Genomic DNA, 24599 nt, shown 5'->3' on the forward strand with positions numbered 1-24599 from the left:
AGTATACGCACTAGAGAAGGAGGCAGGTGACCGCGCATGCACATTATTTCAGTAGGACTGAATTATCGAACGGCTCCCGTAGAAGTAAGAGAACAGTTTGCGTTCGCGGAAAGGGATTTGCCGGAAGCATTAATACAGCTCATTCAGACACAAAGCATAATGGAATGTGTCATAGTAGCGACCTGCAATCGGACTGAGATATATGCAGTAGTAGACAGGCATCACTTATGCGGACATTATATTCGTAGCTTTATGGAAAAATGGTTTAAGCTGCCTAGGCAGCATTTTACGAACCATCTATATATGTATGAGGACGAGAAGGCAATTGAGCATTTATTCCGTGTTACGAGCGGGCTCGATTCCATGGTTATCGGCGAGACCCAAATTTTAGGACAAGTCAAAAGCGCTTTTTTGCTTGCTCAACAGCAGAAGACGACAGGTACCGTATTTAATATGCTATTTAAGCAGGCTGTTACAATGGCTAAACGCGCGCATTCGGAGACTAGCATTGGTGAATCGGCTGTATCTGTCAGCTATGCAGCAGTTGAACTTGGCAAACGAATATTTGGTCAATTCAACAAAAAAACGGTTATGGTCATTGGTGCTGGCGAAACGAGCGAGCTGACGGCTAAACATTTGTACTCCAATGGCGCGGATCGTGTTGTGGTCGTCAATCGCACCTTTGAACGGGCTGCGAAGCTGGCGGACAAGTTTAACGGCCTCGCTTGGTCCATGGAGGATGCTGCTGAGAAGCTTCATGAAGCGGATATTATTATCAGCTCTACGGGCTCTGATGGTTATGTCCTTACTCGACAACAGGTAGCAGCAGCAATGCAGCGCCGCAAGGCCAAGCCATTGTTCATGATCGATATTGCAGTTCCACGTGATTTAGACCCTTCCATTGCTGCGGTGGAGAACGTGTTCCTTTACGATATTGATGATTTGGAAGGTATAGTAGAGAGCAACCTAGAGCATCGACGGTCGGAAGCTGCTAAAATTGAAGCGATGATTTCCGAAGAGATTGAGCTCTTTGAGCAGTGGTATAAAACGCTGGGGGTAGTGCCATTGATTAGATCGCTGCAAACCAAAGCAGCAGGCATTCATGAGGAAACGATGAACAGCCTGAAGAATAAATTGCCTGACCTTGGCGAACACGAGCTGAAGGTCATTCGCAAGCTAACAAAAAGCATTGTGAACCAAATGATGCAGGACCCAATTTTGCGTATTAAAGAAATGGCTGGTGAAAAAAGAGCGGACGAGGCAATGGATATGTTCGTTAAGCTGTTTGCGCTGGAGGAAGAGCTTGCTAAGACGCGTCAAGCAGAGCTTGAAACGGCAACAGTTACTGTCGCTGCAGCCCAAAAGAAAAACGTTCAACCCCATGCAGCCGCGGCGGTATTAGCATCCATTACAAGCTAGAGGGCCGCAATGTGGAGGAAACATGGTGACGCAAAACTTTTTATACGATGCGATACTTTACATCTACGCCCTGAGCCTACTGTTTTATTTTTCCGACTTTATTAATGCAAGTCGGAAAGCAAAACGGATGGGTACAGGGCTGCTTGTTTTTGTATGGGTATTACAGACCGCTTACTTGCTTTCTAGAATTATTTATCACTTGCAAATATCGGCAGTAACTAATTTTGGGTATTGGCTTGGCTTTTCTTGGCTTCTCGTCACGATTTCATTAGTTATTAGCCGGTTTCACTAGCATTGCATAAAAATCGTATAGTCTTGTCAAGCGCTTATCCAGGTTACAGTATTAGTAAAAGAAAGGAGACCTATGGTTAGTGAGAATTTTCAGAATATAAAATCATGACAGTTAGTGCCAAAAAGACAAGGGGTGCTGTGATTCAGACAATCCATTATCCACATAATGTTAGATATTTAAATTACCGGATCATATGCCAGTTCGTCCAAGTGATCTTCTTCACCATTCTCGAATTGCTGTAGCGTCTCCGCAAATATGCGCTCATGATCGTAGGTCCGTCGCCCCTTGGATGTTCGGGTGCGGTCCCCGTACCATTTTCGGATCATCGCTATCAAGGGCTCGTCCCAGCAACGTTGCATCAGTTTATAGATGATTAATAAGTTACCCTGGAACGCAATCTTTCGCTTAAGAAGCAGAAGCAGACAATACGTGATGAGTGCAATGCGGATTTGCGTATAGACTGCATTGGCGCTGATACCATAGAACCGCTTAATGTGCAGATGCTGCTTGACCCACTTGAAGAACAACTCGATGTGCCAGCGGCGACGGTAGAGCTCGCCAATCTCGATTGGCTCCATGGTCCTTTCATTCGTGATGATGGTAATGAGATTGCCCTTGCTATCATGTGTTTCGATTAACCGCAGCGTATGCTCCATTTGGTTTACACCAGGCTTGCCTAATCGCACGATGGCTTCTCTTAGAATGGGTCCCTCGGCATTCACAACCTTCTCTTCAAGGACCGTGACGACCGCATTAGCCTTCAAACGAGTGATGAATCGCGTACCATTTTCGCAATACTGGTCGAATAAGTCATAATCGAGATAAGCGCGGTCAAACAGATTCATCGCATCCGGTTCCTGCACGACAAGCTCGTTCATCTCTGTCTTGTCCGAGGCTTTTGCCGGTTTAAGGACGACTTTATCTGGACTTACCATCTGTTCGTGATAGACTACGCGGGTATGCATCTTGATGCCAGCTTTCGTGTTGCGAAATTCTGCCCACCGATGCTTCGTTAGACAGAGAGAGATCGTGGAAGAATCAATCAGATTCAACCGTCCAAGTGCTGCCGTTCCTTTCTGAAAGCCGTATTCCCTGTGAATCTGCTGAATGAGATGGCCAAGTGTCGCATCGAATAGACCTGGATCCAAGTCTCGCAATTTTCGGGAAAGCTGCGAAGCACTGATCGATTCCAATGCCAGTTCTCGTTGCAGCTCTTCACTCATGCGAACGTCCAAACTGATGTCAGCCAAACTCTTGACTTGGCACAACTGTGCAAAGATAAACAACTTACAGAATGTAACGGAATCCAGCTTCTTCGTGTACTTATCCAGTCCAAGTTTTGCAATCTGGTTCAATAAAAATTCTCGATCAAGAGGAATAAGGTATTCCTTAAAAGTGGATTTTGTAGTATCCTTGTCCATGCGATCTCCTTATGAGTAGGGATTTGGACAGGACTGTCTTCTTCCCTAATCATAAGGTTTTTTCTTTGGGTAAAGCCACCTTAATTATTACATATTTAGAACAATTTTCTCATATAGGCTTTTCGGTGATCGCACTTGACAAATCTGATTTTTGTTTATGCAATGCTAGTGAGCCGGTTTATAAAAATTGATTTTATCGTGTTTTTTGTCAATGTTATCGGCTTTGCCGTACTGGCTTTAAATCTATACAGCAATCCTGGGAACAGCGGGACGCTTGAGGTTTGGAAAACAACAAGAGAGCTATTATACATACACATCAGTCTCATCCTATGCGCTTATGCAGCATTGACGCTCGGAGCTTTATTTGCAGGCATGTATTTGTTTTTGCATAATCAATTAAAAAGAAAAAGATGGACAAATTTTGTAAGAAGACTGCCAAGCTTAGACATGATTGAACGATATGGCGACCGAGCGGCTATCATCGGCGTTCCCTTGCTCGCGATGTCGTTGGCAATTGCAGTAACCACCTTGCTAGTTGAAGGAAAAGCGGCACTTCTTTTGGACTGGAAGGTGTTGACCTCCTTTGGCACTTTGATTATGTATATTATTTACGTCTACCAACGATCGATGCTTAAACGTGCGGGACTGCAGCTGGCCCGTCTATATTTAATTTCATTCACCATGCTGCTCTTGAATTTATTTACTAACTATTTATCCTCGTTTCACTAAAGGGTGAATAAACCGGAGGGAGCAGCGCTATGAATGGTTTTTATCCGGTTGTCTTACAGCTAAAAGGCAAACGTTGTGTCGTCATTGGCGGTGGCACAATCGCGCAGCGGAAGCTGCTTGGACTTCTGGAGGCCGGGGCGGATGACGTATGGGCCATTAGTCCAGCCTTTACACAGGTCATCATGGAGTGGGCTGCTGCGGGGAAGATTCGAAGTCGGCAAGGGGCATATTCGGCTGCCGATCTTCATGGCGCATGGCTTGTTTTTGCGGCAACAGATGATAGACAGGTAAATGAGGCTGTAGCTGCCGATGGAGTGCGACTCGGCATATGGGTGAATGCGGCCAATGAATCAAAGAGCAGCTCGTTCATATCCCCCTCGGTAGTGCGAAGGGGCGATTTATTGCTTTCCGTAACCGCCTCAGGAGCAAGTCCCGCATTGTCACAGCAAATTAAACAAAAGCTGGCTGCGAGTTATGGACCGGAGTATGAACATATGGTCATGCAGCTTCGTCGATTGCGTGAACATGTTCGCAGCACCATTAGCGATGAACAGAAAAGAAAGACCATTCTCAAGCTCGCGGCCGATGAGATCGAACAGCCGGAGCATCATAGCATTGACATCGATGAATGGCTGCAAAGCCTGATTCATCGGACAGACAGGAGGCATACATAATGAAAGTAACAGATCAGGGTAAACGCGTCATCGTAGTAGGAACAAGGCAAAGCGCACTCGCATTGACGCAAAGCGGACAGGTTATTGATGAGCTGAAGTTAATTTGCGAGAAGCACGGCTTTGATTATACGTTCGAGGTGAAAAAAATTGTAACCAAGGGTGACCGTATTCTTGATGTCACCTTGTCTAAGGTAGGCGGGAAAGGCTTGTTCGTTAAAGAAATTGAACAAGCGCTTGTGGACGGCGATATTGATTTGGCGATCCATAGTATGAAGGATATGCCCTACGAGCTTCCAGAAGGCTTGATTAATGGTGCGATTCCGAGGCGTGTTGATCCTAGGGACTGTCTTGTGATGCGGGAAGGCAGCTCGCTCGATGACTTGCCGCTAGGTGCTCGGGTCGGAACGAGCAGCCTTCGCCGCTCCAGCCAACTCAAAAACGCGAGACCGGATCTTCAGCTGGAATCGATCCGAGGAAATATTGATTCCCGTATTCGGAAATTAGAAACCGAAGGGCTTGATGCGATTGTTCTTGCAACTGCAGGGCTTACCCGAATGGGCTGGCAGGAGCGCATCTCCTCGAATATTCCAGTTGATATTTGTTTGCCCGCGGTAGGACAAGGTGCACTCGGCATTGAATGCCGTGAGAATGACGAGCAGATTAGGGAATTGCTGAACCTCATTAATGACCATGAAACAGAGCTTACGGTTCGAGCTGAACGCAGCTTCCTTGGCTCTTTAAACGGCGGCTGCCAAGTTCCAATCGGCGCTTATTGCGTGCTTGGAGATGAGATTGAAGGCGATAGCGGAACCCTCCAGCTTGTAATGACGGGCATGGTGGGGACGCCAGACGGTATAACCTTGTTGAAGGAAGTCAGGCAAGGTACGGACCCTGAGCAGCTTGGTCGAGAAGTCGCGGCTGCACTCGTTGCCCGCGGCGCTGATCGAATTTTAGCTGAAATTGGGGGATGACCGCCTTGAACAAGGGGAAGGTTTATTTGGTCGGAGCCGGACCGGGAGATCCGAAGCTGATTACAATTCGCGGATTGGAATGTCTTCAGGCATGCGATGTGGTCGTATATGACCGTTTGGCAAGTCCAAGACTGCTTCGGCATGTCAAGCCGGGGACGGAGCGGATTTATGTCGGCAAGCTGCCTGATCGCCATACGATGAAGCAGGAGGAGATTAATCAACTCCTTGTGGATTTGGCGCTTCAAGGGAAAACAGTTACACGCTTGAAGGGCGGAGATCCTACTATTTTTGGACGTGTAGGGGAAGAAGCTGAGCTGCTCTATGATCATGGAGTTGAATTTGAAATTGTACCCGGAATTACCTCGGCGATAGCGGTGCCTGCCTATGCAGGCATTCCGGTTACACACCGTGATTTGGCATCGTCCTTATCCATCATCACGGGACATGAGAGCCCGGATAAGCTTGATCGCTCGATTCATTGGGATAAAGTTACGAACGCAACAGGCACGCTTATATTTCTAATGGGTGTTGCCAAAATAGGTTATATTGCTGGTCAGCTTATCAAGCATGGCAAGCCGCCTGAAACGCCGGTTGCACTCATTCGCTGGGGAACTCGAGTCGAGCAGCGGACGATTGTTGGAAAGCTGAGCACGATTGAAGCGATTGTGAAAGAGGCGAATTTCCAGCCTCCTGCAGTCATTGTCGTTGGCGAGGTTGTACTGCAGCGCGAGAAGCTTCAATGGTATGAGAGAAAGCCGCTATTTGGCTTGCGTGTGCTGGTTACTCGCGCTAGAGCGCAAGCGAGCGAGCTTGCCGATCAGATTGAAGCGCTCGGCGGGGAGCCTTGCGAATTTCCTGTTATTGAGACGATTGAGCCCTCTAATCCACTCGTTATCGAATCGATGAGAGAGCAGCTGGAGCAGGCGGAGCAGTATAACTGGCTGTTGTTTACAAGTGTAAATGGCGTTGAGTATTTTTTCATCTGGCTGCGTAAATTTCAAATCGATATCAGGCGCTTCTTCGGTGCTCGGATTGCAGCGGTAGGTCCTAAGACCGCTGCAGCGCTTGCAAAGTATGGCTTAATCGCAGAGGTGCTGCCAGTGAAGTTCCACGCGGAAGGGCTGCTGGAGCAGCTTGCCCCGCAGCTTAATGCGGGTGAGCGAGTGCTTCTGCCGCGCGGTGATTTGGCGCGTGAGGTGCTGCCTCGTGAGCTGGAGGCTCTAGGACTTATTCCGACGGTCATCGATGTGTATGAAACGGTGCTCGCGGATCAGCAGGACGAGCTTGCTATGGAATGGATTCGTGAGAAGGAAATTCATATGATTACGTTCACGAGCTCCTCTACCGTAACTAATCTTTTGGAATTGCTGAGGCGCAAAGGAATAGCAGATCCAGTAGAGCTGCTGGAAAATATTCCGATTGCAAGTATTGGCCCGATTACGACACAGACGGCTATTAATGCAGGCTTAAAGGTTGCGATTGAGGCAGAGGACTCGACGCTGGATGGATTGCTTCAGGCCATTATTGAGCATCAGCAAAGCAGCAAGCTAATAAAGTAAGGGGGAAGAATAAACGATGATTTTTCCAACAGTTAGAAATCGCAGATTGCGCAGAACATCTGCGCTTCGGAGCATGGTTAGGGAAACAGTGCTGAGCGCGAACGATTTTATATATCCGATCTTCGTAACGTATGGGCATAACATTAAAGAAGAAATTCCTTCAATGCCGGGTGTTTATCATTTTTCGCTGGATCGTTTGGAAGAAGAGATTCGTGAAACGGTGGCGGCAGGCATCCAATCGGTGCTATTGTTCGGTATCCCCGAGACTAAGGATGCACTAGGGACATCGGCTTATGATGCGAATGGTATCGTTCAGCAAGCCATAAGAGCAGTGAAGGAGTGGGCGCCTGAGCTTGTTGTCGTTGCGGACACCTGTCTGTGCCAATTCACTGATCACGGTCATTGCGGCATCGTCCATGTCCACGAGGAAACAGGAATTGCTGAAGTGGATAATGACTCATCCTTAGATCTTCTTGTACAGACGGCTGTATCACAAGCGGAGGCAGGTGCTGACATCATTGCTCCATCGAATATGATGGATGGTTTCGTGCTTGCAATTCGCGAAGGTCTCGACGATGCAGGCTATAGCGACATTGCGATTTTATCGTATTCCGTGAAGTTTGCTTCCGCGTATTATGGTCCTTTCCGGGATGCTGCTCATTCGGCGCCGCAATTCGGTGATCGGAAGACGTATCAAATGGATCCGGCAAACGTGCGCGAGGCGCTTCGCGAAGCGGAATCTGACATTGCTGAAGGTGCCGACATGCTTATGGTAAAGCCTGCGCTAGCCTACCTCGATATCGTACGGCTGCTTAAAGACAAATATCATTTGCCGGTTGCCGCATATAACGTCAGTGCGGAGTACTCCATGGTCAAGGCCGCTGCTGCAAATGGCTGGATTGATGAGCGCTCAATCGTTCTTGAGACGCTAACAGGGATGAAGCGTGCAGGCGCGGATCTCATCATTACGTATCATGCGAAGGATGCGGCCCTTTGGCTGAAAGGAGCGGGTGAAGCAAATGAGTAATCAGTCGACCCCTAGAAATGACGCACGTTCGGTTGAAGCATTTGCAAGGGCAAAGAAAGTTATCCCTGGCGGTGTGAACAGTCCGGTTAGAGCATTTAAATCCGTTGGCTTGAATCCCGTTTATATGGAGCGCGGAGCGGGCAGCCGCATATATGATATTGATGGCAACAGCTATATTGATTATGTAGCTTCTTGGGGTCCGCTCATTATGGGACATGCTCATCCTGAGGTTGTTGAAGTGATTAAGCGGACAGCAGAGAGAGGCACCAGCTTCGGCGCACCAACGGAGCTTGAGACGCTTATGGCTGAGCTCGTCTGCGAGCGTGTGCCCTCGGTTGACATCGTTCGAATGGTCAACTCAGGTACGGAGGCAACGATGAGTGCTTTAAGGCTTGCACGCGGTTATACGAAGCGGAATAAAATTTTGAAATTTGAAGGCTCGTATCATGGACATGCGGATAGTCTGCTCATTAAAGCCGGCTCCGGTGTTGCCACGCTTGGTTTGCCGGATAGTCCTGGCGTGCCTGATCATGTGGCTTCTCATACGATTACCGTTCCATATAATGATATTGAATCGGTAAAGCTTGCTTTTGAAAAGTTCGGCGAGGAAATCGCTTGTATTATTGTTGAGCCAGTTGCCGGGAATATGGGTGTGGTTCCTCCGCTGCCTGGATTCCTGCAGGGACTGCGCGATATTACGACACAATATGGAACGGTACTTATTTTTGACGAGGTCATGACGGGCTTCCGCGTCGGCTACAGCTGCGCGCAGGGGCTTTATGACATAAAGCCTGATTTAACCTGCTTCGGCAAAATCATCGGCGGCGGCTTGCCAGTTGGCGCCTACGGCGGCAAACGCGAGCTGATGGAAATGATCGCGCCAAGCGGACCAATCTATCAAGCTGGTACGTTGTCGGGCAACCCGCTGGCGATGGCGGCCGGCTACACAACACTTAAGCTGCTTACGCCTAAAATATACGAGCAGCTTGAGCGTCAAGCCGTGAGACTGCAGCTTGGATTCGAAGCCAATGCGCGGAAGCATGGCATTGCAAGCACGATTAATCGTGTAGGCTCCATGGTATGTCCGTTCTTCACGGACACCTTTGTTATTAATTTTGAAACGGCAAAGACGTCGGATCTTGAACGGTTCAAGTCCTATTTTTCATCTATGCTGGATTTAGGGGTAAGCGTCGCCCCTTCTCAATTTGAGGGTATGTTTGTTTCTGCCGTTCATACCGATGAGGACATTGATGCAACGATTGCGGCGCATGATACAGCATTCAGCCGTTTATAATTCGTAGTCATGCAAGAAGATTTTGCAGCGTTTAGGATTGGGAGGAACCTTAGATGGTCAAGGGGCAAGCAAAGAGGAATGGACAGTGGCTGGAGCTGGATTGGTTGGCTCTAGGCGCTGCTGCCTCAAACGCCATTGATCCCCATTCGGAGAAGGAGCCGGCAGCGATGCCGGAGCATGCGCAGCCGCGGGCTGGCAGTCATCCGCACCTCGTGCGGCAGTGGCTGCTGGCCCGTTCCTTATTTCCGGTAAAATGGATCAATCGTTTGTTTTCAGTAGGCGGCATTAAATGGAGCGGTGATCAGCTTCAGCTGCTAGCATTCCCTCGCATTGAGCCGAACAGCGATGCCGTATATCGCAATGCGCTGCTGCTAGCGAACAGTGAAGCGCCTGCAGTGCTGTATGAGGATGATTTTTGTATCGTGCTCGATAAGCCTGCAGGGATGGCTGTGCACGGATCGTCACCCGCACAAAGAGGGACCCTGGATGAGGCAGCAGCTAGACATTTGCTAAGCAAGGGCGACCCGCTGATTGTTCGTCATATTCATAGACTCGATGATGAAACGTCAGGTCCAGTGTTGTATGCCAAAAATGATTTGGCGCAGTGGAAGCTCGATGAAGCCATGAGAGCGAAAGTGATCGATAGACAATATGTGGCGGTTGTCCATGGACAGCTCTCCGAGCCTTCGGGAACGATAAGAGCTGCGATCGGTAAGGATCGCCACCATTCGGCAAGACGGAGAGTTACGAATAGTGGCGAGCATGCTGTCAGTCATTACGAGGTCATTGCATCAAATGGACAGCTGTCCTTAATGCGTGTAAAGCTGGAGACCGGACGAACCCATCAAATTAGAGTTCATTTGAGCCATATGGGACATCCTCTGCTTGGAGACAGCTTGTATGGCGGCGATTCTCGCTTGCTTAAGCATCAAGCACTGCATGGCGAGCGGCTGTTATTCCCTCATCCATGGACGGATGAGGGAACCGAAGTTCGCTCGCCTTGGCCGAGGTGGCTGATGCAGCTTTCAGAAAACATACAATTCGGAGCAAAATGATAGTCATGCACTTGCCAAACCTACCATATAGATAAGTAGTGAATGTAATGTTAGACCAAGCATTCAGTATGAGAGGGGAGGACTTAGGCGTGTCAGATCAAACGAATGGTTTACGCTTTGACGTATATGAACGTGTCCATTTGCCCGATGATGTTGCGGCAATTGAAGAGCTGGAGGAAATTGAGCTTGTTCCTCGTATCCAGGTCATCGATCAGGGAGATCATGCCGTGCTTAGAGGGCAGCTGCTGCTAAGCGGAATATATAGGAGTCAAAATGATTCCGAAAATTCATTGACGCTTGAGCACTGGATTCCAGTCGAGATCACGCTGCCGATGAATCGTATTTCACGTCTGGACGATATTTCGATTGACATCGACAATTTTGATGTAGACTTGTTGTCTTCCCGCACATTGAACATTACAGGTGTTCTTTCCTTGAGAGGCATTTCTGCTCAGCCTGTTCAGGAGCAGGAGGAAATCTGGAGGGAAGAGCCATTTACTGTTGTGCATCAACGGGAAGTTTACGAGGAAAGAATTTCGGAGACGTTCACCGGCCAGTATGCTAATTTTGAGCAGCCCTACATACCGGAGGTGAATGATTTTGCTGCGCAAGAGGAAATCTCTTATGCGCAGCAGCCGGAATTGTCGGAAGAGTCAGAGGCTTCGGTAACCATATCATCTGCTGGTTCCGATTCAGGCTGGTCGTCCTCACAGCTGTTCTCTTCGCCAATAGAGCAAGCTGAGGAGGAGGCTCCAGAGTTTCAGGAGGAGCGGGAAATTACGTTAGCCTCTCAGCAGACGAGTGACGATGGCTGGCTGGTAACTTCCTCAGAAGTGGCGGGCGCAGAACCTGAATTTTTACCGAATGATGATGCAGTCACGGATTTCGAGCAAGCTAACGAGCAGGAACGCTCTAAGCTGGAAACAAACACAGCGTCATTTGATCCATTGGCAGAGTCGGTGCTGACGCAGAAGGCAGAACCTGAGCAGCAGGAAATTCGTGTGGCATTATCAGGCAAGCAGCCACAGGAAAGCTCAGAACAGGCGGCGGATGTCGGTATTCTTACCCTTCTTCAGACGAGCAGGCGGGAGCAAGCTGCCCGTCAGGCAGCTGAAGAGGTCGTCGCTAAGCAGCGAGCTGATGAGGAAGCTAAGGTGCAGCTGCCGAGTGATGAAATCGAATGGAAAAATTTATTTTTAGGCAAACGCTCCGAGGATTCGGAATTTCGGAAAATTCGAGTGTGCATCGTGCAGCGCGAAGAGACTCTTGATGTTATCGCCTCGCGTTACAGCTTGAATCCAAGAGAGATACTCATTTATAACCGTTTGGATGATTCTGGTGTATCGGAAGGACAGCTTTTATATATCCCATAGTAATCATCCTTAATGAAAATGCCCTTGTTGCTCATAAATTTGAGTGATAGGGGCATTTGTTGTGCTGGTTTAGTTGACTCAGACCAGTAACAAAGGTATGATTAAAGCTATATATGCGTTATAACGACGTTGAAGGGGAATAGTATGCAGCAAAGCCTTCAGAGAGTGGAACCGTTACGCTGAGAGGTTCCGCAGGAAGTGACTGCTACGAGTCGCCCCAGAGTTGCCTGAGCCAAGTAGGAGCAACCAGTGCTCTACCGAAGTCAGGCCGGCCACAGCCGTTATCTGTTTGAGTGTCATGCGAAGCTTTTTCGCGTGAAACAAAGGTGGTACCACGGAAGCTAAACCTTTCGTCCTTTATGATAAGGGCGATAGGTTTTTTTTGTTTTTGTAGATCGATTTATGGAGGATGGAACGAATGTCAGAAAATCAAACGACAACTGCAATGCCAACAACCTATGATCCGAAGGCAGCCGAGCAGAAATGGTACGATTACTGGATGCAGGGTAAATTTTTTGAAGCGGGCAAACGCCCTGAAGCGGAGACGTATACGATTGTTATTCCGCCACCTAACGTGACCGGAATGCTGCATATCGGGCATGCGTTAGATTTTACCTTACAGGATATATTGATTCGGACGAAGCGGATGCAGGGCTTTGATGCGCTCTGGCTGCCCGGAACAGACCATGCGGGTATTGCAACTCAGACAAGAGTTGAACAGAAGCTCCGTGAGCAAGGCATTTCTCGTTATGATTTAGGACGTGAAGCTTTTCTTGAAAAGGTATGGGAGTGGAAAGAGGAATACGCGGATACCATTCGCGGACAATGGGCGAAGATGGGCCTTTCCCTAGATTATTCGAGAGAGCGCTTTACGCTCGATGAAGGTCTGTCCAAGGCTGTTCGCGAAGTATTCGTTCGTCTCTATGAGAAGGGGCTTATTTATCGCGGCAAAAAAATTATTAACTGGGATCCAGCAGCACGCACAGCCCTGTCGGATATTGAGGTGGAGCACAAAGAGGTTAACGGCCATTTGTATCATCTGAAATATCCGCTTAAAGATGGCTCAGGCTCTATTACGGTAGCCACAACTCGTCCCGAAACGATGCTAGGCGATTCTGCTGTAGCTGTTCATCCAGAAGACGATCGTTATAAGCATTTAATTGGAAAATTTATCGTGCTTCCGATTATTGGACGTGAAATTCCGATTATTGCCGATGAATATGTCGATAAGGAATTTGGCTCGGGCGCTGTAAAAATTACACCGGCGCATGATCCGAATGACTTTGAGGTTGGCGAGCGTCACAGTCTGCCGCAAATTATTGTCATGGATGAGACCGGCACGATGAACGCAGAGGCAGGCCCGTATCAAGGCTTGGACCGCTTCGACTGCCGGAAGCAGCTCGTTTTGGATCTGCAGGAGCAGGGCGTTTGTGTTGAAATCGAGGATCATGTGCATCAGGTTGGCCATAGCGAGCGCAGCGGCGCTGTCGTTGAGCCCTATTTGTCAACGCAATGGTTCGTTGCAATGAAACCTCTTGCAGAAGCGGCAATCGCAGCCCAGAAGGCAGGCAAGGGCGTTAACTTCGTACCGGAACGGTTCGAGAAAATATATATGCACTGGATTGAAAATGTTCGCGATTGGTGTATTTCCAGGCAGCTATGGTGGGGACACCGCATTCCTGCGTGGTATGACGAGGCGACAGGAGAGATGCATGTCTCCCGCGAGGATATGGCAGGCGATCACCTTAGTCAAGATAATGATGTTCTAGATACATGGTTCAGCTCCGCCCTATGGCCGTTCTCGACACTTGGCTGGCCGGATGAAACCGAGGACTTGAAACGCTTTTATCCAACAGATGTGCTCGTAACGGGCTACGATATTATTTACTTCTGGGTTGCTCGGATGATCTTTACCGCACTTGAGTTCACGGAGCAGCCGCCGTTCAAGGATGTACTGATTCACGGACTTGTACGTGATTCCGAAGGACAAAAAATGTCAAAATCGAAGGGCAACGGCGTCGATCCTCTTGAAGTAATTGAGAAGTACGGCGCAGATGCGATGCGTTATATGATTTCGACAAGCAGTACGCCAGGTCAGGATTTGCGTTTCCGCTGGGAGAAGGTTGAGCAAGCTCGCAACTTTGCGAACAAAATTTGGAATGCGTCGCGCTTTGCGCTAATGAATTTAGAAGGCGTGAAAGCTGAGGATATTGACATTACCGTTAACCTCAGCACCGCAGACCGCTGGATTTTGCATCGTTTGAATGAAACGGTTCGTGAAGTCACTCGTCAGATCGACAGCTACGAGTTTGGTGAGACTGGACGATCATTGTATAATTTCATTTGGGATGATCTGTGTGATTGGTACATCGAATTCGCGAAGCTCAGTCTGTACAATACAGAGGATGAAGCTGCGAAGAAGGCGACGCAGTCGGTGCTTGCTTACGTATTGGATCGTACACAGCGGCTGATCCACCCGTTCATGCCTTATATCAGTGAAGAAATTTGGCAGCATTTGCCGCATGTTGGCGATACGATCACATTAGCGGAATGGCCGGTATACGATGCTGCGCTTGAAGCTCCTGATGCTGTGAAAGAAATGGAGCTCCTCATGGAGATGATCCGCGCAGTGCGCAATATTCGTGCGGAAGTAAACGTGCCGATGAGCAAAAAAATCGAGATGCAAATTAAGCCCTCCGGTGAAGCGGAAGCAGCGATTATGCTGCGCAATGAAGAGTTTATCAAGCGCTTCTGCGGAACATCTAAGCTGGAGACAGGTCTTCATATCAGCGCTCCAGAAAAATCGATGACTGCTATATTGACAGGAGCAGAGCTATATTTGCCGCTTGCAGGCTTGATTGACATAGCGCAGGAAATCGTGCGTCTTGAGAAAGAGCATCAGCATCTGAACACCGAGGTGGAGCGGATTGAGAAGAAGCTGGGCAATCAAGGCTTCGTTGCGAAGGCACCAGCCAAGGTTATTGATGAGGAACGCGCCAAAATGAATGATTATGCAGATAAACGTGAAAAGGTTCTGGCACGAATTGCTGAATTGCGGGGATAAATCTGTACAAACGGAAGAAGGATCGATAAGAATGACGGATCAAAATATAGAGCAGCGGCCATCCATGCCGCTGCAAACCTATCAAGAAGCGGTAGCTTGGATTACCGGGCTTATTCCTTTTGGCATTCGTCCAGGGCTCGAGAGAATTGAGGAGCTGATGGAGCGGCTTGCCAATCCGCATCGCAGATTGAAGTTTATTCATGTTGCAGGTACGAATGGCAAAGGGTCCACCTGCGCGTATTTAACGAGTGTTCTTCTACATGGGGGTTATGATGTAGGAACATTTACATCGCCTTATATTACAAAATTCACGAATCGTTTTCAGTATAATGGTGTGGATATTGAAGAGCAAACGCTGCTTCGGCTTGCCAATGAACTGAAGCCTCATGTTGAAGCGATTGCGGAGACGGAGCTTGGTTCGCCAACGATGTTCGAGGTGTCTACAGCGCTTGCCGTACTATTTTTCGCTACCGTTACTTATCCCGATTACGTCGTATGGGAGACCGGTCTTGGCGGTCGCCTTGATGTAACGAATATTGTACATCCCGTGGTTTCGGTTATTACGAATATCGGACATGACCATATGGATCGGCTTGGCGATACGATTGCGGCAGTGGCAAGCGAGAAGGCCGGCATAATTAAAGCCGGCATTCCTGTCGTAAGCGCAGTAGAGCAGCCAGAGGCTGTTGAAGTGATCAAGCAAGCTGCAACTGACAAAAAAAGTACGCTTTATTTGCTCGGGGAGCAATTCCATGAAACGGTGCTGTCTGTTCAAGAAGATGAGCAGGTATTCCGCTTCGATAATTTATTCCGTACGATTGAGCCAATAACGATTACGCTTAACGGCGCACATCAGCGTACGAATGCAGCTGTTGCTGTTATGACGCTTGAGGTGCTGCGCCAGTATAAAGCGCTAGTTGTTGAGGATGATGTTTTGGCGGAAGGGCTAAGAGCAGCGGCATGGCCGGGTCGACTGGAGATGGTGTCGCAGCAGCCACGTATCTTACTGGATGGGGCACATAATCCAGAAGGCGCAGAGTCGCTTGCTCACGCCTTGAAAAATACGTATAAGCATGATCATTTGCATCTAATGATGGGTATGCTGGAGAATAAGAATCATCAACAAGTTCTTGAGCATATACTACCCATAGTGGATACGCTTATTGTGACCGAGCCTGATTATCGCATGAAAAAAGAAGCCCGCGAATTGGCTGATTTGGTATTGGAAATGAAGCAGCAGCAGCCTGATAAGTATAATTTTGAGCTGATTGTGGAAAAAAATTGGAAAACTGCATTACAAAAACTACAACAGTTAACCGGGGAAACAGACCTCGGGGTCGTGACAGGCACGCTGTATTTAATAGCTGACGTTCGCTCCCGCATTTTGTATAACTCGGATTCTGAAAAAGGTTGGTGAACCGTCTTTGAATACGGCAGAACACGTTCATTTCATCGGAATCGGCGGTTACGGAATGAGTGCCATTGCCCGCGTTATGCTGGAAATGGGCTATAAGGTGACTGGGTCCGATGTCGCGCGTCAAGAATTAACTGAGAAGCTTGCAGCAAATGGCGCTAGCATTTATATCGGGCATCAGTCAGAGCATGTAAAGGGAGCGGACTTGGTTGTATACTCGACAGCGCTGTCGAGGGATAATGTTGAGCGAAAAGCAGCAGAGGAGCTCAACATTCCTGTTTTGCACCGTTCGCAAATGCTGGCAAGGCTTATGAATGCTGGAAAAGGAATAGCGGTCGCTGGTGCACATGGCAAGACGACGACCTCCTCGATGATCGCACTTGTTATGGAAGCCTGTGATGCAGATCCGACCTATATTATCGGTGGTGAAATCGTTAATTTAGGCACGAATGCGAAAGCAGGCAAGGGAGAGTATGTTGTGGCTGAGGCAGATGAGAGCGACGGCTCGTTTCTCCACTATCATCCAACAATAGCGATCGTAACGAATATCGAGCCGGATCATCTTGAAAACTATGACGGCGATTTCGGCAAGCTTAAAGCTGCTTATGTTCAATTTTTGCAGCAGGTGAAAGAAGGCGGCAAAGCGATTGTATGCGCGGATGACGAGACGGTGAACGAATTGATACCGCAGGTGTACAAAGGTGAAATCAATAAAGAGCAGCTTATTACCTATGGCATTGACAGTGAAGCTGACTTTAAAGCCCAGAACATTGTACTTGGAGACCGCAAGGTTTCTTTTACTATGACCCATAAAGGGGCGGAGCTTGGACAGATTGAGCTTTTAGTTCCTGGACTTCACAACGTTTATAATGCAATGGCAACGGTTATTACATGTTTGGAATCGGGCTTGTCCTTTGACAAGGTCGCAGTAGGAATTAAATCCTTTAGAGGTGCGAAACGCCGCTTCCAGGTGCTCGGCGAAGTCAATGACATTTTAGTGATTGATGATTATGCTCATCATCCAACGGAGATTAGAGCAACGATCAGCGCGGCTAAGGCGACTGGCAAGCGTATCATCGCGGTATTCCAGCCCCAGCGCTATACACGTACGTTTTTCCTGTTTGAGCAATTTAGCCGTGCCTTTCCCGAGGCGGATGAGGTAATTATTACTGATATTTACTCGCCTGCTGGCGAGCTTCAAATAGAGGGAGTTACCTCACTCAAGCTGGTAGAGCTGATTAAGAGCAACAGCAATACCAATACGGTGCATTTGCCAACCAAAGAAGAGGTACTCGTATATTTAACTGAGCGGATCGCACCAGGCGATCTTGTGATCACAATGGGTGCAGGCGACATTTGGAAGGTAGCAGATTCATTGGCTAAGTCACTGAAAGCAAATCACTAAAGATTAGTGGATAAAACTAGAGTTTTTTTAAAAAATGGCGGTGCGGGAGTCTACTCCTGTACCGCCATTTTCCTTTGTTTATCCATGGCTGCTTGCTTAAGCAGATTATTGGCAAGCGAAAGCGGCCCCACAACTATACTTACTTTAAGTAAGCATAGAAGCTGAAACCTTCGAAATCCTCCGATCATGACGATGCTTCATTTCGTAGCTGCTCTATTTTTTCTCCGTGTATACTCTTCAACTGCACCCTCTTATCGCGCCCGAATGATCGAAACCCGCCACTCAATCCACCTCATAAGCACACATAGGTGCTTATCTCGCGAGAAAGCAAGAAGCTTTGCTGCCATAAGCACGTATGTGGTCTTATCGCGCCCGAATCATCGAAACCCGCCACTAAATCTAGCTCATAAGCACATATAGGTGCTTATTGGCGGAGAAAGCAAGAAGCTTTGCTGCCATAAGCACGTATGTGGTCTTATCGCGCCCGAATCATCGAAACCCGCCACTAAATCTAGCTCATAAGCACATATAGGTGCTTATTGCCGGAGAAAGCAAGAAGCTTTGCTGCCATAAGCACGTATGTGGTCTTATCGCGCCTGAATCATCGAAACCCGCCACTAAATCCAGCTCATAAGCACATATAGGTGCTTATCGGCGGAGAAAGCAAGCTGCTTTGCTGCCATAAGCACGTATGTGGTCTTATCGCACCCGAGTGAGCGAAAACCGCCTCTAATTGGAAGCTAATAAAGAGGGTGCTTAAGCCAAACTCATGGCTTTTGAACCGCCAACGCGCGAATTTCGAAAGTCCGAGCGCTCCAATCCATGTTACTCAACTAACTAATCCCCACCAGTCACGAGCCCGTCTCAGAGGGGCGGAGCGCGTTGCTCCTTCTGCGACACACCCTGAATACATATCGCAGGCTTCGAGCGTGTCACGCAGTGACTGTGCGCTCCTAGGGCGAATACAGCTAACAAGCATCTATATAACATTTGCGTTAGTTCAGTTGCCAGAGTCCGGAGGCTGCGAGCCTTGGGGCCCTCCCTTGCAAAGGATGGTGCCAGAGGGGGAGAAACCTTTTGATTTTATGTCCTACATGTTTGTGGATTCCCCTCCCGGTCTAAATCTCTTAAAACTCTCATAGATTGTTAATAGAACAAGGGGACAAGGAGTGGATGGAATGAATCAAAAAAATCGAATGACGTACCGCTTTGACCGTAATGGCCAATCCATTAGTGATGAAATTCCGAATACTAATAAGCTGCCTGAACCAACCGCAGCTATAGAAGACTCTTTCAGCCCAATTAATAGTGATGCCAATAAACCGGCAAAAATGAACGTTATACCGTTGTATCCTTCTACTGAGAAGCATGCAGTCAGTGAAGTCAGTCCCTGGAACAGTGCATTTCAAGAGGATATTGGAGCTTTGGAGAAGCTGATTAGAAATACCGATGCCAAGCCTGTATCGAAATGGTCTCAGAAGTCAATCACATCCAAAGTCAAGCGGGAAAAAGAAAAGCCTGCATTTCTGGAGACAGCCGCACAGCAGGATGAAATTCAAAATATAGCAGAAGAAAGTGATTTGCAAGAGGAGCATTTGCAAGAATTACCTCACATGTATCAGGAGGAGTCAGTTTACGATGAGACGAGGAGAAGCAAAGCGCAATATTCAAGAATGACTCATAAGAAAGGAACGCCTTCCTGGCTTAATGTGTTTTTGTCAGTTGCGGCTGCACTGGCTACGGGCGCGTTTTTTGGGTATTTGCTGCTGTCGCTATTTACAGGCGCGAGCCTATGGCCTAGTCGAGCTACTGACAATTCATTAACGCAGCCTGAGAACATGAATGCGATTTCGGGAGCGGTAAACGGAAATACAAATGTAGACACAAGCAACGGCAGTGAAGAAAAAGGAACGGATGACGCTAACGCTGCGAAACCAGACTCGAATACGGCGATGGCAAGTATTAAAGGGCTGGATCAGACCTACTATATGCTCCAATATGGCGTTTTCAGCAACACTGAAGGAAGGGATGCTGCACTGGCACAGTTAGCTCAAAAAGGACTTGCTGGCGCTGGCTTGAGTGGTGCTGCTGATTATCGTGTATACGCAGGGGTCGCAAATGACAAAAGCAGCGCACAGACGATTCGCGCTCTGCTGCCCGAATTAGATCTCTATGTTAAAGAAATCAATCTTGTGGCGCCGAAGGAAATTCCATTTAGTGGAGACCAATCCGCGGCACAAGCCTTCTTCGATCAGACAGCATTACTCGTCCAAATGTTGGATGAACTAACATTTGCACAGCTAGAGCAGCCAACAATGTCATCTTTGAGCGAGTCAGCTGCTGCTTCATGGCAGGGTCAATATCAAAAATGGACAGAAAACGCAGCAGCGATGCGAATAGGTATAGTGGATGAGAAGGGGAAAGCCTATCTGGATAAAGTTAGTCAAGCGATTAATACGGCAGCTAAATCATTAATAGAGTATGATAAAAAACCGTCTCGCACACATTTATGGTCGACTCAAATGGGAACTATGGAAGCGATCTTAACACAAAATGAATGGTTTGAGACCATCAGTGCATTGTAAACGAATAGGTTCATGCGTATAATGAACTTAGGTGTCAATTCATGGCGAGAGGCGTTGAAAGATGAAGAAAAACGGCTGGATTCTTCTCATTTTTATCATAATTGGCTTATTAGCCGGCGCATTAGTAGCAAGATGGCTGGCTCCAGTTTCAGGCATCGCATTTTTGACAAATCCAATTGAAACAACTTGGTCTCCTGCCATAGATTTGTATGTAATCAGCTTTAATATGACGCTTCAACTTCAATTCAGCTTATTTAGCTTGATTGGAGCCATTATTGCCATCTGGTTGTATCGTAAAATGTAAAGAAAAGCACGAAGGAGCGCGGCATTTATTTTATGAATGATAAACCATTACGCAACGAAGCGATAAGCCAGCTGGTGCTGGCCTCTTCGTCACCGCGCCGGAAGGAACTGGTCGCAATGCTGGACCTTTCTTTGCCGGTTTATATTTTGTCTACGGACACGGATGAATCGATTGAAGCAGGCTGGTCACCGGCACAGGTTGTGGAGAAGCTCAGCCTGCGCAAGGCGAATGCAGCTTTAAAATTACTGCAACAAAAGCAGGGGGACGAGTCGTCTCTAATTATTGGTGCGGACACGATTGTAGTCCTTGATGGTCATGTGCTTGGCAAGCCTGCGAATGATGCAGAGGCCATCTCTATGCTTAAGTGTCTTCAAGGGCGAGCTCATGAGGTTTATTCGGGAGTAGCCTGCGTGCGATCCTCAAATGGGGAAGCCTTGGTTGCATATCGGATGACTAAGGTGAAAATGAAATCTCTTAGCGAGGAACAAATTGCGAGATATGTCGCAACTGGCGAGCCTCATGATAAAGCCGGCTCATATGGAATCCAAGGTCTAGGCTCGACGATAGTAGAGCAAATCGATGGCTGTTATTTTAATGTTGTCGGTCTACCGTTGTCGCTGCTGTCAGATATGCTTGGTACTTTCGATATTTCTGTATTCTAATACGAAGTTGTTTGCTCGGAACCGGATTTTTTTTCAATATTTAGGCAATATATGATGGCATCCTAATTTAATGAAAAGGCGGGTTGGGACATGGAGCCGCAATCGATGATTTTGCGTGATGTCCCCCATGAAGAACGTCCGAGAGAGCGCATGATGAAATATGGGGCCGAAGCACTTAGCCATACCGAACTTCTTGCCATTTTGCTGCGCACAGGCACGCAGAAGCAATCAGCAGTACATTTGGCAGGTACAATACTGAAACAATGCGGAAGCTTGCGTAATTTGATGGATATGAGTATGGAAGAATTAACGACCATTCGAGGAATTGGTCCGGCCAAAGCGGTGCAGCTGCGTGCGGGCATTGAGCTTGGAAGAAGGATTACGCGCAGCCTGGCAGGCGACGCGGTAATCGTTCGCAAACCGCAGGATGCGGCGGACTATGTAATGGAAGATCTCCGTTATTTGAAGAAGGAGCATTTCGTCTGTTTATTTTTAAATACCAAAAATCATATTACTGCTCGTGAAACCTTATCAGTCGGGACGCTAAATGCGTCGCTGGTACATCCTCGAGAAGTATTTCGTGCGGCAATTCAGCGTAATAGTGCATCCATTATTTGCGTCCATAATCACCCGAGTGGCGATCCAGCACCAAGCCCGGAGGATATTTCTTTAACGAAGCGTTTGGTGGAAGCCGGACAGCTTGTCGGAATAGAAGTGTTGGACCATCTAGTTATCGGTGACGGGCGTTTCGTTAGTTTGAAGGAAAAAGGCTATATGTAATATAATAAAGTGATGTGGCAATTAGAAGGGAGCAACAACATGTTTGGTGGTTTTTCGAAAGATTTAGGTATTGACTTAGGCACTGCAAACACACTCGTATTCGTCAAAGGAAAAGGAATTGTAGTAAGGGAGCCTTCGGTGGTGGCTATTCGTACCGATACAAAAACAATCGAAGCAGTCGGCGAGCAAGCCAAAAAAATGATTGGCAGAACACCTGGCAACATTCGAGCAGTTCGTCCTATGAAGGACGGTGTTATTGCTGATTTTGAAACGACAGCAACGATGATTAAATATTTTATTCGACAAGCACAAAAGCAGCGCTCCTTATTTCCGCGTCATCCCAACGTAATGGTTTGTGTACCTTCAGGAATTACGGCAGTAGAAAAACGTGCTGTTGAGGACGCGACAAAGCAAGCCGGAGCACGAGAGGCTTACACGATAGAAGAGCCTTTCGCAGCCGCTATCGGTGCTGACTTGCCCGTTTGGGAGCCGACAGGAAGCATGGTTGTTGATATTGGCGGCGGTACAACAGAGGTTGCGGTCATTTCACTAGGTGGGATTGTTACTGCACGATCGATTCGTGTAGCTGGCGATGAGATGGACGATGCTGTCATTCAGTATATTAAACGGCAATACAATCTCATGATCGGCGAGAGAACGTCAGAGCAATTGAAAATGGAAATTGGTTCTGCTCTTCCATTGGATAAAGCCGAAACAATCGAAATTCGTGGACGCGATCTCGTATCTGGTTTGCCTAAGACGCTTGCGATAACATCCGACGAAATTACTGAGGCGCTTACAGATACCGTAAACGCGATCGTTGATGCGGTGAAAGTTACCCTAGAGAAATGTCCTCCAGAGCTCTCTGCGGATATTATGGATCGCGGTATTGTACTTACGGGAGGCGGCGCGTTGCTTCGCAATCTGGACAAGCTGCTGCAGCGCGAGACGGGCATGCCTGTCATTGTTGCGGAAAATCCACTTGATTGCGTAGCGATTGGCACGGGACGTTCGCTGGACAACATTCATTTATTCAAAGCAAGAAACTCATCTCGTTCGAGAAGATAGACAAGGGCTAGTGCGGAAACGGATATGAAATGGGCAGGTGGTCGAGCTGTTTAAGCTAATGCGAAATAAGCGAGTGTTTATGCTGATGATCGGGTTTATTTTGTTTATAGCGGTCATCGGCTTCTCGCTCAGTGATCGCAAGGAATTGTCCTTGCCGGAAAAGTTTCTTAAGGACTCAACAGCATACGTACAGCAATGGTTTTACAAGCCCGCTGGTTACATAGCGGGCTTGTTTGAGGATATTCGCAATATGCGTATGATTTATGAAGAGAACGAGCAGCTTCGCATTACAGCGGCTGCTTACTCTCGTGACAAGATCAAATACAATTTCGTAGAAAAAGAGAATGAAAGATACAAAGAGGAGCTAGCGTTTACGAAGCAGCAGAAAGAAATGTTTGATTATAACTATATCATTGCACAGGTAGTGGCCGTCAGCAATGATGCAAATAATCGGACAATGAGTATCAATGTAGGCTCCAAAGACGGAATAAAGCCGAATATGGCCGTAACTACGGTCGATGGCTTAATCGGCATCGTAAGCTCAGTAACCCCCTTTACAGCAGCGGTAACACCGATTACAGAGCTAAGCGAGTCTTCGCAAACGTTTAGTCCGGTTGCCGTTACGATTTTGGGGCGCGTGAATGAATCCTTTGGTATTTTAAGCAACTACAATAAGGAAACATCGAGAGTTATGATGACGAAGATCCCCGAAGACGATAAAATGGCTTTTCAGGATACGGTCATTACATCCGGCTTAGGCAATGTTTACCCTAGGGGACTCGTTGTCGGTACAGTGGAAAATAAGCAGCTGGGTGACTTTGGTCTTACCTATACGGCAACGGTCAAGCTCGCAGCGAGCTTCGATCATTTGACTGAGGTGTTCGTCGTTCAGGTTCCTGAATTGGAGGATGGCGAGCAATGAGCATGAACCGAATCCTTTTGCTCATGTTTCTTCTGTTTATTATCGAGGGAACCGTGATGTCATGGATTATTCCTGCTGGCTTCGGTCATCGGATCATTCCTCATTTTGTGTTTGTCATTGTCATTTTTTCTGGACTTTATAGTAGAAGGCATCTTGCATTGCTGCTTGGCATTTGCTTTGGTATGCTTCAGGATATTGTTTATTTTGGTCATTTACTAGGTACAAATGCTTTCATTATGGGATTAATGGGTTATTTTACGGGTGTGCTCTTAGAGCGGAGACGTTCAACTATAATGATGGCTATTTCTGTTATTGGCTTTGCTTGTCTATTATATGACAGTGTTATTTTTTTCATATACAGCGTATTTCGCATTACGCATGAAAGCTATGCCTGGGCACTAATCGATCACATTCTACCAAGTTTATTTCTCCAGCTAGCATTTGCACTAGCCTGCTATGTGCCTGCAAGGAAGCTTTTTGAAGGGCAGTCCAAGACGAATGCGGAGAAGGACGAGGAATAAAAATTGAGTCCTTGCAGGAATTTGTTAGGTAGAGCCAGAAATGATTAGGTTGGGGAGGGA

Annotated in this window: 21 protein-coding genes and 1 other annotated feature; of the genes, 20 read left to right on the plus strand and 1 reads right to left on the minus strand. The window is 47.6% G+C overall.

Annotation, left to right across the window (positions count from 1 at the left end):
- Positions 1–36 precede the first annotated feature (36 nt).
- Positions 37–1419 (plus strand): glutamyl-tRNA reductase, encoded by a 1383-nt coding sequence (gene hemA, locus MHI37_RS08870; RefSeq protein WP_076339081.1) that lies wholly within the window; start codon positions 37–39, stop codon positions 1417–1419.
- Between the two features lie 22 nt (positions 1420–1441).
- Entirely contained in the window at positions 1442–1711 is a 270-nt protein-coding gene (locus tag MHI37_RS08875) for a hypothetical protein (RefSeq protein ID WP_076339080.1), read from the plus strand.
- A gap of 176 nt (positions 1712–1887) precedes the next feature.
- Here MHI37_RS08875 and MHI37_RS08880 read toward each other — a convergent pair whose 3' ends face one another.
- Positions 1888–3132 (minus strand): IS4 family transposase, encoded by a 1245-nt coding sequence (locus MHI37_RS08880; protein ID WP_076340182.1) that lies wholly within the window; start codon positions 3130–3132, stop codon positions 1888–1890.
- A 135-nt stretch (positions 3133–3267) separates the two neighbouring features.
- Here MHI37_RS08880 and ccsA point away from each other — a divergent pair, with 135 nt between their 5' ends.
- From ccsA to mreD, 18 genes are all read left to right on the plus strand, one after another.
- Positions 3268–3861, plus strand: a complete 594-nt coding sequence (ccsA, locus tag MHI37_RS08885) for a cytochrome c biogenesis protein CcsA (protein ID WP_076337348.1) — start codon at positions 3268–3270, stop codon at positions 3859–3861.
- A gap of 29 nt (positions 3862–3890) precedes the next feature.
- Positions 3891–4535 (plus strand): bifunctional precorrin-2 dehydrogenase/sirohydrochlorin ferrochelatase, encoded by a 645-nt coding sequence (locus MHI37_RS08890; protein WP_076337349.1) that lies wholly within the window; start codon positions 3891–3893, stop codon positions 4533–4535.
- Positions 4535–5506 carry a hydroxymethylbilane synthase gene (gene hemC / locus MHI37_RS08895; protein ID WP_076337350.1) on the plus strand — a complete coding sequence of 324 codons (972 nt, stop codon included), beginning with the start codon at positions 4535–4537 and terminating at the stop codon, positions 5504–5506. The genes MHI37_RS08890 and hemC overlap by 1 nt, the downstream gene beginning before the upstream one ends.
- A gap of 5 nt (positions 5507–5511) precedes the next feature.
- The gene (gene cobA / locus MHI37_RS08900) at positions 5512–7065 is read left to right on the plus strand and encodes a uroporphyrinogen-III C-methyltransferase (RefSeq protein ID WP_256710548.1); all 1554 of its coding nucleotides are present in this window, start codon (positions 5512–5514) and stop codon (positions 7063–7065) included.
- 16 nt (positions 7066–7081) lie between these two features.
- Positions 7082–8092, plus strand: coding sequence for a porphobilinogen synthase (gene hemB / locus MHI37_RS08905; protein WP_076337352.1), 1011 nt, complete (start codon positions 7082–7084; stop codon positions 8090–8092).
- Complete coding sequence (hemL, locus tag MHI37_RS08910) at positions 8085–9386, plus strand: glutamate-1-semialdehyde 2,1-aminomutase (RefSeq protein ID WP_076337353.1); 1302 nt, start codon at positions 8085–8087, stop codon at positions 9384–9386. Before hemB ends, hemL begins: the two co-directional genes overlap by 8 nt.
- Positions 9387–9439: 53 nt before the next feature.
- Positions 9440–10441: an RluA family pseudouridine synthase gene (locus tag MHI37_RS08915; protein ID WP_083676304.1), complete on the plus strand. Its 1002-nt coding sequence runs from the start codon at positions 9440–9442 to the stop codon at positions 10439–10441.
- A gap of 89 nt (positions 10442–10530) precedes the next feature.
- The gene (locus MHI37_RS08920) at positions 10531–11814 is read left to right on the plus strand and encodes a LysM peptidoglycan-binding domain-containing protein (protein WP_076337354.1); all 1284 of its coding nucleotides are present in this window, start codon (positions 10531–10533) and stop codon (positions 11812–11814) included.
- A 120-nt stretch (positions 11815–11934) separates the two neighbouring features.
- Positions 11935–12175: a binding site (T-box leader), on the plus strand.
- A gap of 57 nt (positions 12176–12232) precedes the next feature.
- Complete coding sequence (locus MHI37_RS08925) at positions 12233–14878, plus strand: valine--tRNA ligase (RefSeq protein ID WP_076337355.1); 2646 nt, start codon at positions 12233–12235, stop codon at positions 14876–14878.
- Between the two features lie 31 nt (positions 14879–14909).
- Positions 14910–16295, plus strand: a complete 1386-nt coding sequence (locus MHI37_RS08930) for a folylpolyglutamate synthase/dihydrofolate synthase family protein (RefSeq protein ID WP_076337356.1) — start codon at positions 14910–14912, stop codon at positions 16293–16295.
- A 7-nt stretch (positions 16296–16302) separates the two neighbouring features.
- Positions 16303–17697 (plus strand): UDP-N-acetylmuramate--L-alanine ligase, encoded by a 1395-nt coding sequence (gene murC, locus MHI37_RS08935; protein WP_076337357.1) that lies wholly within the window; start codon positions 16303–16305, stop codon positions 17695–17697.
- 1178 nt (positions 17698–18875) lie between these two features.
- Positions 18876–20282: an SPOR domain-containing protein gene (locus MHI37_RS08940; protein WP_076337358.1), complete on the plus strand. Its 1407-nt coding sequence runs from the start codon at positions 18876–18878 to the stop codon at positions 20280–20282.
- 61 nt (positions 20283–20343) lie between these two features.
- Complete coding sequence (locus MHI37_RS08945; protein WP_076337359.1) at positions 20344–20586, plus strand: DUF4321 domain-containing protein; 243 nt, start codon at positions 20344–20346, stop codon at positions 20584–20586.
- Positions 20587–20618: 32 nt separating this feature from the next.
- A complete protein-coding gene (locus MHI37_RS08950) occupies positions 20619–21248 on the plus strand; it encodes a Maf family protein (RefSeq protein WP_076337360.1) in 630 nt (209 codons plus the stop codon).
- A 90-nt stretch (positions 21249–21338) separates the two neighbouring features.
- Positions 21339–22028, plus strand: coding sequence for a DNA repair protein RadC (radC, locus tag MHI37_RS08955; RefSeq protein ID WP_076337361.1), 690 nt, complete (start codon positions 21339–21341; stop codon positions 22026–22028).
- 39 nt (positions 22029–22067) lie between these two features.
- Positions 22068–23096 carry a rod shape-determining protein gene (locus MHI37_RS08960; RefSeq protein ID WP_076337362.1) on the plus strand — a complete coding sequence of 343 codons (1029 nt, stop codon included), beginning with the start codon at positions 22068–22070 and terminating at the stop codon, positions 23094–23096.
- Positions 23097–23154: 58 nt separating this feature from the next.
- The gene (gene mreC, locus MHI37_RS08965; RefSeq protein WP_179090230.1) at positions 23155–24018 is read left to right on the plus strand and encodes a rod shape-determining protein MreC; all 864 of its coding nucleotides are present in this window, start codon (positions 23155–23157) and stop codon (positions 24016–24018) included.
- The gene (gene mreD, locus MHI37_RS08970) at positions 24015–24539 is read left to right on the plus strand and encodes a rod shape-determining protein MreD (protein ID WP_076337364.1); all 525 of its coding nucleotides are present in this window, start codon (positions 24015–24017) and stop codon (positions 24537–24539) included. Before mreC ends, mreD begins: the two co-directional genes overlap by 4 nt.
- The last annotated feature ends 60 nt before the right edge of the window (positions 24540–24599 follow it).

The sequence above is a fragment of the Paenibacillus sp. FSL H8-0548 genome (assembly GCF_038630985.1).
In the GTDB taxonomy this organism is placed as follows: domain Bacteria; phylum Bacillota; class Bacilli; order Paenibacillales; family Paenibacillaceae; genus Pristimantibacillus.

What these genes read in the sequence shown, in the direction of transcription:
- MHI37_RS08945 (WP_076337359.1), top strand. Translation starts at nt 20,344, where the DNA reads ATGAAGAAAAACGGCTGGATTCTTCTCATTTTTATCATAATTGGCTTA.
- mreC (WP_179090230.1), top strand. Translation starts at nt 23,155, where the DNA reads ATGCGAAATAAGCGAGTGTTTATGCTGATGATCGGGTTTATTTTGTTT.
- hemL (WP_076337353.1), top strand. Translation starts at nt 8,085, where the DNA reads ATGAGTAATCAGTCGACCCCTAGAAATGACGCACGTTCGGTTGAAGCA.
- MHI37_RS08915 (WP_083676304.1), top strand. Translation starts at nt 9,440, where the DNA reads ATGGTCAAGGGGCAAGCAAAGAGGAATGGACAGTGGCTGGAGCTGGAT.
- MHI37_RS08950 (WP_076337360.1), top strand. Translation starts at nt 20,619, where the DNA reads ATGAATGATAAACCATTACGCAACGAAGCGATAAGCCAGCTGGTGCTG.
- MHI37_RS08890 (WP_076337349.1), top strand. Translation starts at nt 3,891, where the DNA reads ATGAATGGTTTTTATCCGGTTGTCTTACAGCTAAAAGGCAAACGTTGT.
- MHI37_RS08875 (WP_076339080.1), top strand. Translation starts at nt 1,442, where the DNA reads ATGGTGACGCAAAACTTTTTATACGATGCGATACTTTACATCTACGCC.
- MHI37_RS08880 (WP_076340182.1), bottom strand. Translation starts at nt 3,132, where the DNA reads ATGGACAAGGATACTACAAAATCCACTTTTAAGGAATACCTTATTCCT.
- hemA (WP_076339081.1), top strand. Translation starts at nt 37, where the DNA reads ATGCACATTATTTCAGTAGGACTGAATTATCGAACGGCTCCCGTAGAA.
- hemB (WP_076337352.1), top strand. Translation starts at nt 7,082, where the DNA reads ATGATTTTTCCAACAGTTAGAAATCGCAGATTGCGCAGAACATCTGCG.
- MHI37_RS08940 (WP_076337358.1), top strand. Translation starts at nt 18,876, where the DNA reads ATGAATCAAAAAAATCGAATGACGTACCGCTTTGACCGTAATGGCCAA.
- MHI37_RS08960 (WP_076337362.1), top strand. Translation starts at nt 22,068, where the DNA reads ATGTTTGGTGGTTTTTCGAAAGATTTAGGTATTGACTTAGGCACTGCA.
- MHI37_RS08925 (WP_076337355.1), top strand. Translation starts at nt 12,233, where the DNA reads ATGTCAGAAAATCAAACGACAACTGCAATGCCAACAACCTATGATCCG.
- mreD (WP_076337364.1), top strand. Translation starts at nt 24,015, where the DNA reads ATGAGCATGAACCGAATCCTTTTGCTCATGTTTCTTCTGTTTATTATC.
- hemC (WP_076337350.1), top strand. Translation starts at nt 4,535, where the DNA reads ATGAAAGTAACAGATCAGGGTAAACGCGTCATCGTAGTAGGAACAAGG.
- radC (WP_076337361.1), top strand. Translation starts at nt 21,339, where the DNA reads ATGGAGCCGCAATCGATGATTTTGCGTGATGTCCCCCATGAAGAACGT.
- MHI37_RS08930 (WP_076337356.1), top strand. Translation starts at nt 14,910, where the DNA reads ATGACGGATCAAAATATAGAGCAGCGGCCATCCATGCCGCTGCAAACC.